Here is a 14,024-nt window from a genome sequence, read left to right as displayed (position 1 = left end):
CTCTGTTGTTGGATCTTTAATATGATCCTTTAGTCTTTCTAAAATTTGGATTCGGGTTAATTGTTTCACGAAATAATGATATTAAAAGTTATTTAGACATATTATATACTTTTATTTATTGTTTATCTGTAGGTCATTGTTAGTTTTTCTAGAGTTATAAACAATAAAATTGGTAGTGTACTAATTGATAGTGTACGAAATTACAGATTGTGATTTGAATTTATTTGAAAAATTATATCGGTTTTATTTATTTGCGTATTTACATTCATCATCACTGTCTTTTTAGCATGCTGATTTTATGGTAAGCTAGCCGACTCTTTTTAATTTCATCAAATAAGGTTTTTTTTAATATGTCCTTACCCATGATTGTTACCTTTGCTGTGTACATTTTAGGAATGATTGCGATTGGCTATTTTGCGTTTCGATCAACGCAGAATTTTGGTGACTATATTTTAGGTGGGCGTCGTATTGGTAGTGTTGTGACTGCGCTTTCGGCGGGTGCATCTGATATGAGTGGCTGGTTGCTGATGGGGTTACCAGGCGCGGTTTTTTTGTTTGGTATTTCTCAAAGTTGGATTGCCATTGGACTTATCATTGGCGCATACCTCAATTGGTTATTGATTGCTGGGCGATTGCGTGTTTTTACTGAAGTCAATCATAACTCTTTAACATTACCTGATTATTTTGCGCGGCGATTTGATGATAAAAGTTCTTTGCTTCGCATTATTTCAGCTTTGATTATTCTTATCTTTTTTACCATTTATTGTGCTTCGGGTGTGGTTGCTGGAGCAAAGTTATTTGAAAGTACATTTGGTATGAGTTACGGCTGGGCTATGTTAGCTGGTGCTGGTGCAACAATTATCTATACCTTTATTGGTGGTTTTTTAGCAGTAAGTTGGACAGATACCATTCAGGCTAGTTTGATGATGTTCGCCCTTATCTTAACGCCAATTATGGTTATGGTAAATGCAGGTGGTTTTTCTGATGCAATGGTATATATTGAATCACTTAACCCTGATTATACCAATTTATTGGCTCATATGGATTTTATTTCTGTTATTTCCTTATTAGGTTGGGGGCTTGGTTATTTTGGTCAACCTCATATTTTAGCTAGGTTTATGGCGGCTGATTCTCATGAAGTTATGAGAAACGCGCGTAGAATTAGTATGACTTGGATGGTTTTATGCTTAGGTGGTGCAATTACCGTTGGCTTTTTTGGTATTGCCTTTTTTGCTCATCATCCAGATTTAGCTTATTTGATTAATAATGGTAAACATGAACGTATTTTTATTGAGCTATCTAAGTTGCTTTTTAATCCTTGGATTGCTGGTATTTTGCTAGCGGCTATTTTAGCGGCAGTAATGAGTACATTAAGTTGCCAATTGCTGGTTTGTTCAAGTGCACTAACAGAAGATTTTTATCGTGCATTTTTTAGACCGAAAGCAAAACAAAAAGAACTTGTTTGGGTTGGTCGTATTATGGTGTTGTTAGTTTCAGTTATTGCTATTTTATTAGCCATTAATCCAAATAATAGCGTACTTGATTTAGTGAGTCACGCTTGGGCTGGATTTGGTGCGGCATTTGGACCTATAATCATATTTTCTGTTTTTTGGTCTCGTATGACTCGTAATGGTGCTCTAGCTGGAATGATAACAGGTGCTGTAACGGTATTGCTATGGATTAATTTTAATTGGTTTAATCTTTATTCACTTATTCCTGGGTTTGTTTTTTCTTCTATAGCAATTATTATTGTTAGTCTTATTGATAAGAAACCTAACAATATAGTGGAAGATCATTTCAAACAAGCGTATAAACGTTATCATAACAAAACAGAATAACATTTTATTTAAACTAGAATATAAACGTAATAAATTTAATAGGTAAAATATCATGACAAAAAATGTGATCAAACAACTACAGGAACGTGGGCTGATTGCTCAACTTACCGATGAAAAAGCGCTAGTAGAACAAATTGAGCAAAATTCAATTGCGCTTTATTGTGGTTTTGATCCAACTGCAGATAGTTTACACCTCGGCCATTTAGTCCCATTACTTTGTTTAAAACGATTTCAGTTAGCAGGCCATAAGCCTGTAGCTTTAGTCGGTGGGGCAACAGGATTAATTGGTGATCCAAGTTTTAAAGCGGTTGAACGTAAACTTAATACTGAAGAAACAGTGGTTGAATGGAGTGAAAAAATTAAACAGCAAGTTTCTCCATTTCTTGATTTTAATTGTGGTGAAAATGCAGCCATTGTTGCCAATAACTATGATTGGTTTAGTGGTATGAATGTACTGACCTTTTTACGTGACATTGGCAAGTACTTCTCGGTTAATGCGATGATCAATAAAGAATCAGTTAAACAACGTATTGATCGCGATGAGGCGGGGATCTCATTTACTGAATTTTCTTATAGTTTATTACAATCTTATGATTTTGCTTGTTTGAATAAATCGCATGATGTTGTTTTACAAATTGGTGGTTCTGATCAGTGGGGTAATATTACTGCTGGTATCGATTTAACCCGTCGCTTACATCAAAAACAGGTTTATGGTTTGACTGTACCGCTAATCACTAAATCAGATGGTACCAAATTTGGTAAAACAGAAAGTGGTGCAGTATGGTTAGATCCGAAAAAGACAAGCCCTTATAAATTCTATCAGTTCTGGATCAATACGGCAGATGCTGATGTGTATCGATTCTTAAAATTCTTTACATTTATGCCATTAAGTGAAATTAATGCCTTGGAAGAAGAAGATAAAAATAGTGGTGTTGCGCCAAGAGCTCAATATGTGCTTGCTGAGCAAGTTACGCGCCTTGTTCATGGTGAAGAGGGTCTGGTTGCGGCAAAACGTATTACAGACAGTTTATTTTCTGGTAAATTAGCTGACCTATCAGAAGCTGATTTTGAACAATTAGCTCAAGACGGTATGCCAACGCTAGCCGTTGGTTCGGATGTTGATTTACAACAAGCGATCGTTAATGCACAGTTTGCACCTTCAAGAGGGCAGGCAAGAACGATGATTGAATCTAATGCTATTTCTATTAATGGTGAACGTAATACAACAACAGATTACCGTTTTGCTGATAGCGATAAGCTCTTTAATCGTTATACTTTACTTCGTCGTGGTAAAAAATATTACTGCTTGTTAATTTGGAGCTAATTTCATGAAAAATATTTTATCGATTCAGTCTCATGTGGTATTTGGTCATGCTGGAAATAGTGCAGCTGAGTTTCCTATTCGTCGATTAGGTGTCAATGTTTGGCCTTTAAACACCGTACAATTTTCTAATCATACTCAATATCGCCAATGGACTGGAACGGTAATGTCGGCGTCTCATTTAACCGAGATTGCCGATGGGATCAATGAGATTGATGAATTAAAACGTTGTAATGCGGTGTTAAGTGGTTATATGGGCTCGCCAGAGCAAGGTAATGCCATTATTGAAATAGTTAAAAAAGTAAAGGCTGTCAACCCTGATGCCATCTATCTTTGCGATCCTGTAATGGGACATCCAGAAAAAGGATGCTTTGTTGCTCCTGGGGTATCTGAATTTTTATGCAATACAGCACTGCCTATGGCAGATATGATGGCACCAAATATCTTAGAACTTGAAGAGCTAAATGGTAAACAACGGATTAATAATGTTGACGAAGCGATTTTAGCTTGCCGTGAGCTATGCAAAAAAGGACCTAAAGCTATTTTAGTTAAACATTTAAGCAGAGCTGGCTATAAAAATGATCGTTTTGAAATGTTGCTTGTAACTAAAGACGAAGCATGGCATATTGATCGTCCATTAGTTGATTTTGGCGTAAGGCAACCAGTTGGTGTTGGCGATATGACTAGCGGGTTATTTTTAGCTAATATTTTACTGGGAAAATCATTGGTCGAAGCCTTAGAACATACTACTTCAGCTGTCTATGCTGTTATGCTTGAAACGTTAAGACAAGATGAGTATGAGTTACAATTAGTGGCAGCACAACATGAAATTGAAAAACCAACACAATGGTTTAATGCAAAAAAAATTGATTAGTTGTAGAATATGTAAAGAAGGTGTTTTACAACGGTTAGTATTAAGTTTATGAGGGGATAATGGACAATATTTCACTAGGAGTGATGCTCACTGATTTACGAGAACAAATGGGATTAACTCAAGATGATATTGCCAATAAAATTCATGTGCGGAAAACGGTAGTTGCTGATATCGAAAAAGACCAATTGCCTCACGCTCCTCTTGTTTTTGTAAAAGGTTATATTCGATCTTATGCCGATATTGTCGGTTTACCTGTTGATCAGTATCAACCTTATATTGATGAGTTAACCCAACAATCTAAATCTCAGCAAAAGAAATACCAAACGCAAGCATTTATAACTAAAAAGCCAGGGAAGCTCCCCTTTATTTTTATTGGATTATTTATTCTTTTTTGTGCTCTCGGTATAACGTTATATTATGTGAATAAAGAAAGTAAAAATAACCTTATTGAAGTAAGCCATTATATTTCACCATCCTCATCTACTCGTGTTAATAGTTAGCAAATTTTCTTATTCTCATACAGACATTTGTCTTAAATCTTGTTAAGATTGCTGGCTAGTTATTTTGTAATATAGTTAAGAGTGTATGAGCCATCAAGATTCGCCAATTTTTAGACGAGAATCTACCCGAATTTATGTCGGTAATGTCCCTATTGGTTGCGGAGCGCCAATTGCGGTTCAATCGATGACAAATACTCGCACCACTGATGTAGAAAAAACCGTAGCCCAAATTCAAGCGCTTGAGCGTGTTGGTGTGGATATTGTGCGTGTTTCCATTCCAACGATGGATGCAGCAGAGGCATTTAAATTTATTAAACAACAATCTAAAGTTCCGCTCATTGCTGATATTCATTTTGATTATCGTATAGCTTTGAAAGTGGCGGAATATGGTGTTGATTGTTTGAGAATTAACCCTGGTAATATTGGTAATGAGTCAAGAATTAGGGCTGTTGTTGATTGTGCCAAAGATAAAAATATTCCTATACGCATTGGTGTTAATTCGGGCTCGCTGGAAAAAGATATCCAAGAGAAATATGGGGAGCCAACCCCAAAAGCGATTGTTGAATCAGCAATGCGCCATGTTGATATACTTGATAGGTTTAATTTTGATCAGTTTAAGGTGAGTGTAAAAGCCTCAGATGTATTTACTGCAGTGGATGCTTATCGATTGTTAGCTAAGCAAATTAAGCAACCATTACATTTAGGTATAACTGAAGCAGGTGGCGTGCGTAGTGGTGCTATTAAATCGGCGATTGGATTAGGGTTATTGTTATCAGAAGGCATCGGCGATACGCTCCGAGTATCTTTAGCCGCAGATCCTGTTGAGGAAGTTAAAGTCGGTTTTGATATATTAAAATCACTGCGTATACGGTCTCGGGGTATTAATTTTATTGCATGCCCAACCTGTTCTCGCCAAGAGTTTGATGTGATTAATACAGTCAATATACTAGAACAGCGATTGGAAGACATTATTACACCAATGGATGTATCTATTATTGGTTGTGTGGTCAATGGTCCAGGGGAAGCATTAGCTTCAACTATGGGAGTTGCTGGCGGTCATAACAAAAGTGGTTTTTATGAAGATGGTGTGCGCATTGGCCGTATCAATAATGAACAGATGATTGATGAATTAGAAGCTAAAATTCGTGCTAAAGCATCCATGTTGAAAAATAGAATTGCAGCAACTGAATTATAATTTTACTAAATAGCGAATAAATAAATGACTGAGAAAAAGATCCAATCAATACGAGGAATGAATGACTTACTTCCAACAGATAGTGCAAGTTGGCAACAAATTGAAAAAATTGTCAAAGGCGTATTAAATAGCTATGGTTATAACGAAATTAGAACACCGATTGTTGAAGATACGGCACTATTTAAGCGAGCTGTTGGTGAAGTCACTGATATTGTTGAAAAAGAGATGTATACTTTTAACGATCGTAATGATGAAAGTATAACACTGCGCCCAGAACTCACCGCAGGTTGTGTTCGTGCGGGGATTGAGCATGGTCTTTTTTACAATCAAGAGCAACGCCTTTGGTATTTAGGACCAGCTTTTCGTTATGAAAAACCTCAAAAAGGACGTTATCGCCAATTTCATCAATTTGGTATAGAAGTATTTGGACTAGAGGGTCCAAACATTGATGCGGAGCTTATTTTATTAACAGCTCGTTTTTGGAAAGCGCTTGGTATTGAACAATATACTTCTCTTGAGCTAAACTCAATTGGTTCGTTAGAAGCCAGAGCCAATTATCGAAATGCACTCGTTGCTTTTCTTGAACAATATAAAGATAAATTGGATGAAGACTGTGTGCGTAGAATGTATACTAATCCATTACGCGTACTTGATTCAAAAAATCCAGTGGTACAAGAGCTACTAAACCAAGCTCCTCAACTATTTGATTATATAGATGAAGAGTCAAAAATTCACTTTGAAGGTTTATGTCGATTATTGGATAATGCTGGAATCAAATACAATATTAATCAAAGATTAGTTCGTGGGTTAGATTATTATAATCGTACTGTTTTTGAGTGGGTCACAAGCAGTTTAGGTGCTCAAGGTACCGTTTGTGGTGGTGGTCGTTATGATGGTCTGGTCAGTCAACTGGGTGGTCAACCAACACCAGCTGTTGGTTTTGCCATGGGCGTTGAGCGTTTAGTGTTATTAGTTCAGGCGGTTAATCCAACATTAAATTGCGATAATTCGATTGATATTTATATGATATCATCTGGTGATGAGAAGACAATTGCAGCCACACAGAGTGTTGCTGAGCTGTTGCGTGATGGTCTACCTGATTGGCGAATTATGACAAATTACGGTAGTAGTAATTTTAAGAAACAATTTGCTAAAGCCGATAGGTTAGGTGCTAAAATAGCTGTTATCATTGGTGAAAATGAACTAGCTAATCATTCAGTAATGATTAAAAATTTACAAACAGGCGAACAAGTTGAAGTTGCACAAAAAGACGTAGTTCAAACTTGCTTGTCAATTAAGTAAAAAATAGGAGAAAAACGTGAGTCATCAATTATCGAGTGAAGAACAACTTGAAGAGATAAAGGGCTTTTTTGCTAAAACATGGAAAATTATGGTTGCGGTTCTTGTGATCGGATTATTCGCTTTTTATGGCTGGCGTTATTGGCAATCTTGTAAAGCTGAAAAAGCGATAGAATCATCAGATAAATATGAGCAATTACTTACTCAATTAGATGATAATAAGCCAGATTCAGTTAATGAATTGGTTTCTTTTGCGAAAGATGACGATACTATTTATAGTGTGTTTGCGAATTTACGCGCTGCAAAATTTTATGTTGAAGTATTAAAAGATTACCCTGGTGCACAAGCATTATTATCTGATGTATTAAAGAAAACCGATTCAGAGCCGGTCAGAACCATTACCCATATTCGTATTGCACGCTTACAGTACCAACAAGGTCAATATCAAGACAGTTTAACATCGTTAAGCAATGTAACGAGCGAAAGTTGGGGAGCTGTTGTTAATGATATCCGTGGTGATGTGTTATTTAAAATGATGCGTTATGCAGACGCAGTTAACGCTTATAACGTTGCTCTAACTTCTAATCCAACCAAAGATTTAGAAGGAAATATTAAAATGAAGTTGAATCAAACTGAATATTTGCAATCAAAACAACAAGTTGAACAAGAAGCCCAAGCAGCTAAAGAAAAGGCAGAACAAGAAGCTAAGGCAAAACAAGCTGTAACTGACGAAAATAAAAATTAATTATCCTGCGATAAGGGGCTATACAATGAAGTTATCAAAATATCTTTTTACTGGTGTTTTAATGTTTTCACTTGCTGGGTGCTCTTTATTCGGTGGGGAAGAAGAAATTGTTCAAATTTCACCTTCACCGAAAGTGGATAACCAATTTTCTATCCAACAAGTGTGGAAAAATAGTACGGCTGGCAATACTCATATTTACTCATTATTAGGACCAAGTAATTATGATAATGCTATTTACGTCGCCAGTCGTAGTGGACAAGTTAAAGCCATTGATTTAGCTAGCGGTAATACTATATGGGATGTAAATTTATCTCAAAGCACCCTTTTTAGTAGTAAAACCGCACTATTTTCAGGGGGCGTAAGTGCCGATGATAAATATGTCTATGTAGGTAGTGAGCGCGCTGTTGTATATGCATTAGATCGCTTAGATGGGAAAGTGGTCTGGGAAAAACCTGTAAAAGGTGAAGTGCTTGCTCGCCCTGTATCTTCTCAAGACAAATTAATCATTCATACAGCAAGTGGTATTTTGCAAGGTCTTAATCGCGATACCGGTGATAATTTATGGGATGTTTCTTTCGAAGTCCCTGCACTGTCGTTAAGAGGTAACTCTACACCAACGATTGCCCATGGTGCAGCCATTGTTGGCGATGATAATGGTCGAGTAAATGCTTACTATATTAACGACGGTCAATTAATTTGGCAGCAACGTATTTCTCAGCCATCAGGCTCTACTGAAATTGCTAAATTAAATGATGTTGACTCTAGTCCTGTAGTTGAAGGTAATTTAGTCTATACTGTTGGTTATAATGGTAGTGTTGTTGCACTTGATTTAAGTAATGGTCAGCCTGTTTGGCACAAAGAACTTGGCTCTATTCATAACTTTGCGGTTGATACACATCAATTATTTGTTATTGATCAAAATGATAATGTTCAAGCGATTGCTAAGAACAGTGGAGCTGAGCTTTGGACTCAAACAAGCCTTTTACATCGCCAGTTAACAGATCCTGTTATCTACCAGAATTATGTTGTATTTGGTGATTTTGAAGGTTATTTATATTGGTTGAATGCTGAAAATGGCGAAATTGTTGCTAAAACAAAAGTCAGTAGTAGTGGATTAATTTCGAAACCATTAGTTGTGGATAATAAAATTATTGTTCAGGCTAAAAATGGTGATATTTACGCATTCACAAAAAAATAAAGTAATTGAGAATAAATATGATACCTGTTGTCGCACTAGTTGGTCGTCCGAATGTTGGAAAGTCGACTTTATTTAATCGATTAACTCGAACTCGAGATGCCTTAGTAGCTGATTTCCCAGGATTAACGCGTGACCGTAAGTATGGACGCGCAGAGATCAAAGGGCATGAATATATCGTCATTGATACTGGTGGTATTGATGGCACCGAGGATGGGGTTGAAAGCTTTATGGCTGAACAATCCCTACAAGCAATAGAAGAAGCAGATATTGTGCTTTTTTTAGTTGATGCAAGAGCTGGAGCTATGCCTGCTGATCATGCCATTGCTAAACATCTTCGTTCTCGTCAAAAAGCAACATTTTTAGTTGCTAATAAAATTGATGGTATTGATGCTGATAGCGCAATTTCTGATTTTTATAGTTTAGGATTAGGTAACATTCATCCGATTGCAGCAAGTCATGGTCGTGGTGTTAATGTGTTAATCGAAACGGTATTAGATCCTATTTTTCATTTTGAAAGTGATCAGCATGAGGTTTTGTCTGATGAGCCTACCGATGATGAGCTTCTTGACGCTTATGATGATGTTGAAGATGATGCTGAGTCACTGATTAACCAGCCAATCAAAGTTGCTATTGTTGGTAGACCGAACGTTGGTAAGTCAACACTCACTAATCGAGTTTTAGGTGAAGAACGCGTTGTTGTCTATGATATGCCGGGTACAACGCGTGACAGTATTTATATACCTATGACACGTGATGATCGTGAATATGTCATGATTGATACCGCAGGTGTTCGTAAACGCGGAAAGGTTACCGAAACTGTCGAAAAATTTTCAGTTATTAAAACATTACAAGCAATTGAAGATGCTAACGTTGTTATTTTGGTTATAGATGCCAGAGAAGGTATATCTGATCAGGATTTATCATTACTTGGTTTTATTATTAATAGTGGGCGATCACTTGTGATAGCCGTTAATAAGTGGGATGGTTTATCTCAAGATATTAAAGAGCAAGTAAAGTCAACGTTAGATGATAGGTTAGATTTTATTGATTTTGCGCGTGTACACTTTATTTCGGCACTTCATGGCAGTGGCGTTGGTAATTTATTTGATTCCATTCAAGAAGCCTATGATTGTGCAACACGTCGAGTTAATACCGCTTTATTAACCAAAATTATGCAAATGGCGCAGGACGATCATCAGCCACCTTTGGTACGGGGACGCCGCGTTAAATTAAAATATGCACATGCGGGCGGTTATAACCCACCAATTGTGGTGATTCATGGTAATCAAGTTGAAGATTTACCCGATTCTTATAAGCGCTATTTAATGAACTACTTTAGAAGATCGTTAAAAATTATGGGTTCACCAATTCGAATTCAATTTAAAGAAGGTGCCAACCCATTTGAAGGGCGTAAGAATAGTTTGACGGCTTCTCAACAACGTAAACGTCGCCGTTTAATGAAACATGTACGAGGTCGTAAATAGCTGATGACAACAAAAAAGAGCGTTGATGGCGGGCAAGAAGGTATTTGTCCAAAATGCCATAATAAAATGAATACTGTGTCGCCACAACATTACGACTGTCCTCATTGCAAACAGCATTACCTAGAACAGTATGTCTGCCCGATTTGCCAGCAGAGTGCTCAAATGGTTAAAGGTTGTGGCGCTATAAACTATATTTGTCACACTGATGGCTTAATCTCCAGCAGTAAAGTGATATTTCATTATTTACCAGAATAGAAAATTGTATCTATATTTAAAGCCATAAGAGGTTATTTTATGCGAATTATTTTATTAGGCGCACCAGGAGCAGGAAAGGGAACTCAAGCACAATTTATTATGCAAAAATACGGTATTCCCCAAATTTCAACGGGTGATATGTTACGTGCAGCAGTAAAATCAGGTAGCCCATTAGGTTTACAAGCAAAAGAGTTAATGGATAGTGGTAAGCTTGTTACTGATGAGCTAGTTATTGCTTTAGTTAAAGAACGCATTGCTGAAAGTGATTGTAAAAATGGCTTTTTGTTAGATGGTTTTCCTCGTACGGTTCCACAAGCGGATGCAATGAAAGATGCTGGAATCAATGTTGATTATGTCCTTGAATTTGATGTGCCTGATGAGGTGATTATTGATCGTATGAGCGGTCGTCGAATTCATGCTGGTTCAGGACGTGTATATCATATTCGCCATAATCCACCAAAAATCGAAAATGTTGATGATGTAACCGGTGAACCATTAACTATTCGTAAAGATGATAGTGAAGAAATTGTTCGTAAACGTCTTGTTGAATATCACGATTTAACTAAACCACTTATTAATTATTATCAGCATGAAGCAAAAGAAGGACGCACAAAGTATTTCCGTGTTGATGGAACACAGCCTGTCGCTCAAGTAACCGAAGAATTAGCAAAAATTTTGGGATAATTCGTTATCAATTAAAAGTGCAAGTGGGTTAACATTATCTTGCGCTTTTTTAATTCATTAGGTTAATTTTTCTATTTATACAACAATAAACTAAAAGCCAATATATCATAAACTTCACTAAAAAAACATTCAGAAAAGCCATTGATTTTATTGAAGTTTTTGTTTTTGGTAAAATATCGATTTTACTCAATTTTTTAGCTATCATATTGATTCAACTCAACCTATTTTATAATCAATAGAGAGCCTTATTTGTGGAAATAAGACTCTATTTTTAATAAAAAATAAAATATTATAAAACCATTCTAACAATATCGATTTCGCTTAATTCTTTATAAAGATTTTCAACCTGATCAATATGAGTGGCATTAATAGTAATTGACACAGAATGATAATTACCTTTGCTACTTGGTTTAATTGATGGCGTATAATCACCAGGAGCGTGGCGTTGAATCACTGATACCACATTATCTACCAGCTCTGGCTTTGCTTCTCCCATGACTTTATAGGTAAAAGAACAAGGAAACTCTAATAATTCATTTAATTTTGTTTTTTGCATAATTGTATTTTTCTCACTTAATTGGAGCAATGTATCAGTAAGACTACTAAGAATAGTCACTATATATAGGCAATTTAGTCTTCTTCAAGTAATGAAATATAAACATTGCTTTTTAAAGGCTATAATTTGATCTATGATAAGAAAATTCTAACAGCTTGATAAATGTATCTTGCTATTCATTCTCTATAAGGTTAATACAATATGTTATCTCAGCTCAGCGATAAAGAACCTTTCGGAACATTATTAGGTTATGCGCCAGGTGGCGTTGCCATTTATTCTTCTGATTATGAAACATTGGATCGAACCCAATACCCGACTGATGCATCATTTCGTAGCTATTCTGGGTATGAGTATATGGGATATAAATGGCAATGTGTTGAATTTGCAAGGCGATTTTTATTCTTAAATTACGGTATTGTATTTACTGATGTGGGTATGGCTCACGAAATTTTTTCACTACGCTTTTTAAGGCAAGTTGTTAACGAAGCCATTTTACCTTTACAGGCGTATGCTAATGGCAGTAAAAAAATACCAGAAGCAGGATCTTTATTGATATGGGATGATGGCGGTGTATTTGATAGAACAGGTCATGTCGCTGTTATTACTGAAGTGTTTGAAGATAAAATTAGGATAGCTGAGCAAAATGTAATACATACCCGCTTACCCATTGGGCAACAATGGACGCGCGAACTTAAAATGACAGTGAGCAATGAGGGCTATCAATTACATGATACGTTTGATGACACGAAAATCTTAGGTTGGATGATTCAAACTGACAAAACCGAATATACTTTACCACAACCAACAATTCCTAAGCCTTTACTGGAAATCCACAGTGCTCATATTAAAAATGAAAGCCAATTTGCTAAAAAATGGTTAAATGAATCAGACCCATTAGAAAATGCGTATGTATTAGCAGCAGGTCATGCGATTAGCCATGATGATCAATATCGTTATTTCACCATTTCAGAAAGTGCGGAACAAGAGTTAATTCGGGCAACAAACGAGTTACATTTAATGTATTTACATGCTACCGACAAGGTGTTAAAGGATAATAATTTATTAATTAATTTTAATGTTCCTGAAATATTATGGCCAAGATTACGTCTTTCTTGGCAGCAACGCCGTTATCAAATGATTACTGGACGATTAGATTTCTGTATGGATGAGCGTGGCTTTAAAGTTTATGAATATAATGCCGATTCGGCCTCTTGCCATACGGAAGCGGGGCATATTTTACAAAAATGGGCAATCCAAGCGGGATTAAACCGAGGAGCTGATCCTAGTTGTGGCCTACTTAATTCTTTAGCTAACTGTTGGGTGCATAGTGATGCCGAACCTTTTGTTCATATCATGCAAGACAATGATAGTGAAGAAAATTATCATGCACTATTTATGCAAAGTGCCCTTACTCAAGCTGGATTTAGTAGTAAGATTTTACGGGGCCTTAATGGGCTATGTTGGGATAAACGTGGGCGGCTTGTGGATGATGAAGGCCGTCAAATAACTTGTGTCTGGAAAACATGGGCTTGGGAAACGGTTTTAGAACAGCTTCGAGAAGAAAGTGAAGCACAAGTTGCTGGATTACCTATTCGTACAGGGCATCCAGAAAATGCTGTAAGATTAATTGATGTATTGTTACGGCCAGAAGTGTCTGTTTTTGAGCCATTATGGACGGTTATTCCAAGTAATAAAGCTATTTTACCTGTGTTATGGTCATTATTCCCTAACCACCGTTACTTATTAGAATCGACTTTTGAACTTAATGAAAACCTAATTAAAAAAGGTTATGCTATTAAACCGATTGCAGGACGGCGGGGTAGCAATATTGAATTAGTCAATAGTAAAGAACAAGTGCTTGATAAAACACAGGGTAAATTTGCAAAACAAGAAAACATCTATCAAGAATTATGGTGTTTACCTAAGGTCGATGATCGGTATCTACAGTTATGTACTTTTACTGTTGGTGGGCATTATGGCGGTGCTTGTTTACGGTCAGATCCTACATTGGTTATAAAAGGTGAAAGTGATATGCAACCATTACGCGTTTTAACGGATGATGAGTTTATAAAGTG

13 protein-coding genes are annotated in these 14,024 nt (G+C 36.4%); 12 read left to right on the top strand and 1 reads right to left on the bottom strand.

What is annotated here, in order from left to right; genetic code table 11:
* The first annotated feature begins 350 nt into the window (after positions 1 to 350).
* The 11 genes from putP (at position 351) to adk (ending at position 11,393) form a co-directional block, all read left to right on the top strand.
* Positions 351 to 1,838 (top strand): sodium/proline symporter PutP, encoded by a 1,488-nt coding sequence (gene putP, locus A9G30_RS10160; RefSeq protein WP_176700682.1) that lies wholly within the window; start codon positions 351 to 353, stop codon positions 1,836 to 1,838.
* 52 nt (positions 1,839 to 1,890) lie between these two features.
* Entirely contained in the window at positions 1,891 to 3,162 is a 1,272-nt protein-coding gene (gene tyrS, locus A9G30_RS10155; protein ID WP_218057842.1) for a tyrosine--tRNA ligase, read from the top strand.
* Positions 3,163 to 3,166: 4 nt separating this feature from the next.
* Positions 3,167 to 4,033 (top strand): pyridoxal kinase PdxY, encoded by an 867-nt coding sequence (gene pdxY, locus A9G30_RS10150; protein WP_065568413.1) that lies wholly within the window; start codon positions 3,167 to 3,169, stop codon positions 4,031 to 4,033.
* 59 nt (positions 4,034 to 4,092) lie between these two features.
* Complete coding sequence (locus tag A9G30_RS10145; RefSeq protein WP_065583304.1) at positions 4,093 to 4,533, top strand: helix-turn-helix domain-containing protein; 441 nt, start codon at positions 4,093 to 4,095, stop codon at positions 4,531 to 4,533.
* 85 nt (positions 4,534 to 4,618) lie between these two features.
* A complete protein-coding gene (gene ispG / locus A9G30_RS10140) occupies positions 4,619 to 5,728 on the top strand; it encodes a flavodoxin-dependent (E)-4-hydroxy-3-methylbut-2-enyl-diphosphate synthase (protein WP_065568411.1) in 1,110 nt (369 codons plus the stop codon).
* 24 nt (positions 5,729 to 5,752) lie between these two features.
* Positions 5,753 to 7,030, top strand: a complete 1,278-nt coding sequence (hisS, locus tag A9G30_RS10135) for a histidine--tRNA ligase (protein WP_065588880.1) — start codon at positions 5,753 to 5,755, stop codon at positions 7,028 to 7,030.
* A gap of 16 nt (positions 7,031 to 7,046) precedes the next feature.
* Positions 7,047 to 7,772 carry a YfgM family protein gene (locus A9G30_RS10130; protein WP_065588879.1) on the top strand — a complete coding sequence of 242 codons (726 nt, stop codon included), beginning with the start codon at positions 7,047 to 7,049 and terminating at the stop codon, positions 7,770 to 7,772.
* A gap of 25 nt (positions 7,773 to 7,797) precedes the next feature.
* On the top strand, positions 7,798 to 8,970 hold the full coding sequence (gene bamB / locus A9G30_RS10125; protein ID WP_065588878.1) for an outer membrane protein assembly factor BamB: 1,173 nt from the start codon (positions 7,798 to 7,800) through the stop codon (positions 8,968 to 8,970).
* A 17-nt stretch (positions 8,971 to 8,987) separates the two neighbouring features.
* Complete coding sequence (gene der, locus A9G30_RS10120; protein ID WP_065588877.1) at positions 8,988 to 10,454, top strand: ribosome biogenesis GTPase Der; 1,467 nt, start codon at positions 8,988 to 8,990, stop codon at positions 10,452 to 10,454.
* A gap of 3 nt (positions 10,455 to 10,457) precedes the next feature.
* Positions 10,458 to 10,709 carry a YfgJ family double zinc ribbon protein gene (locus A9G30_RS12485; RefSeq protein WP_065568406.1) on the top strand — a complete coding sequence of 84 codons (252 nt, stop codon included), beginning with the start codon at positions 10,458 to 10,460 and terminating at the stop codon, positions 10,707 to 10,709.
* 39 nt (positions 10,710 to 10,748) lie between these two features.
* Positions 10,749 to 11,393 (top strand): adenylate kinase, encoded by a 645-nt coding sequence (gene adk / locus A9G30_RS10115; protein WP_065588876.1) that lies wholly within the window; start codon positions 10,749 to 10,751, stop codon positions 11,391 to 11,393.
* 289 nt (positions 11,394 to 11,682) lie between these two features.
* On the opposite strand, the gene ybeD is transcribed toward adk, so the two are convergent.
* Positions 11,683 to 11,949, bottom strand: coding sequence for a DUF493 family protein YbeD (ybeD, locus tag A9G30_RS10110; protein WP_065588875.1), 267 nt, complete (start codon positions 11,947 to 11,949; stop codon positions 11,683 to 11,685).
* A 201-nt stretch (positions 11,950 to 12,150) separates the two neighbouring features.
* On the opposite strand from ybeD, the gene gss reads away from it, so the two are divergent.
* On the top strand, positions 12,151 to 14,024 hold a 1,874-nt coding region (gene gss, locus A9G30_RS10105; RefSeq protein ID WP_065588874.1), incomplete at its 3' end, for a bifunctional glutathionylspermidine amidase/synthase.

This window comes from Gilliamella sp. Fer4-1 (genome assembly GCF_001690515.1).
Classification (GTDB): Bacteria; Pseudomonadota; Gammaproteobacteria; order Enterobacterales; family Orbaceae; genus Gilliamella; species Gilliamella apicola_C.
This window is presented reverse-complemented; position numbering and strand designations above follow the sequence as displayed.

Bases quoted from the DNA above. Each gene is read 5' to 3' on its own strand.
- pdxY (WP_065568413.1), top strand. From the start codon at position 3,167: ATGAAAAATATTTTATCGATTCAGTCTCATGTGGTATTTGGTCATGCT.
- tyrS (WP_218057842.1), top strand. From the start codon at position 1,891: ATGACAAAAAATGTGATCAAACAACTACAGGAACGTGGGCTGATTGCT.
- hisS (WP_065588880.1), top strand. From the start codon at position 5,753: ATGACTGAGAAAAAGATCCAATCAATACGAGGAATGAATGACTTACTT.
- der (WP_065588877.1), top strand. From the start codon at position 8,988: ATGATACCTGTTGTCGCACTAGTTGGTCGTCCGAATGTTGGAAAGTCG.
- adk (WP_065588876.1), top strand. From the start codon at position 10,749: ATGCGAATTATTTTATTAGGCGCACCAGGAGCAGGAAAGGGAACTCAA.
- A9G30_RS12485 (WP_065568406.1), top strand. From the start codon at position 10,458: ATGACAACAAAAAAGAGCGTTGATGGCGGGCAAGAAGGTATTTGTCCA.
- ispG (WP_065568411.1), top strand. From the start codon at position 4,619: ATGAGCCATCAAGATTCGCCAATTTTTAGACGAGAATCTACCCGAATT.
- putP (WP_176700682.1), top strand. From the start codon at position 351: ATGTCCTTACCCATGATTGTTACCTTTGCTGTGTACATTTTAGGAATG.
- ybeD (WP_065588875.1), bottom strand. From the start codon at position 11,949: ATGCAAAAAACAAAATTAAATGAATTATTAGAGTTTCCTTGTTCTTTT.
- bamB (WP_065588878.1), top strand. From the start codon at position 7,798: ATGAAGTTATCAAAATATCTTTTTACTGGTGTTTTAATGTTTTCACTT.
- A9G30_RS10145 (WP_065583304.1), top strand. From the start codon at position 4,093: ATGGACAATATTTCACTAGGAGTGATGCTCACTGATTTACGAGAACAA.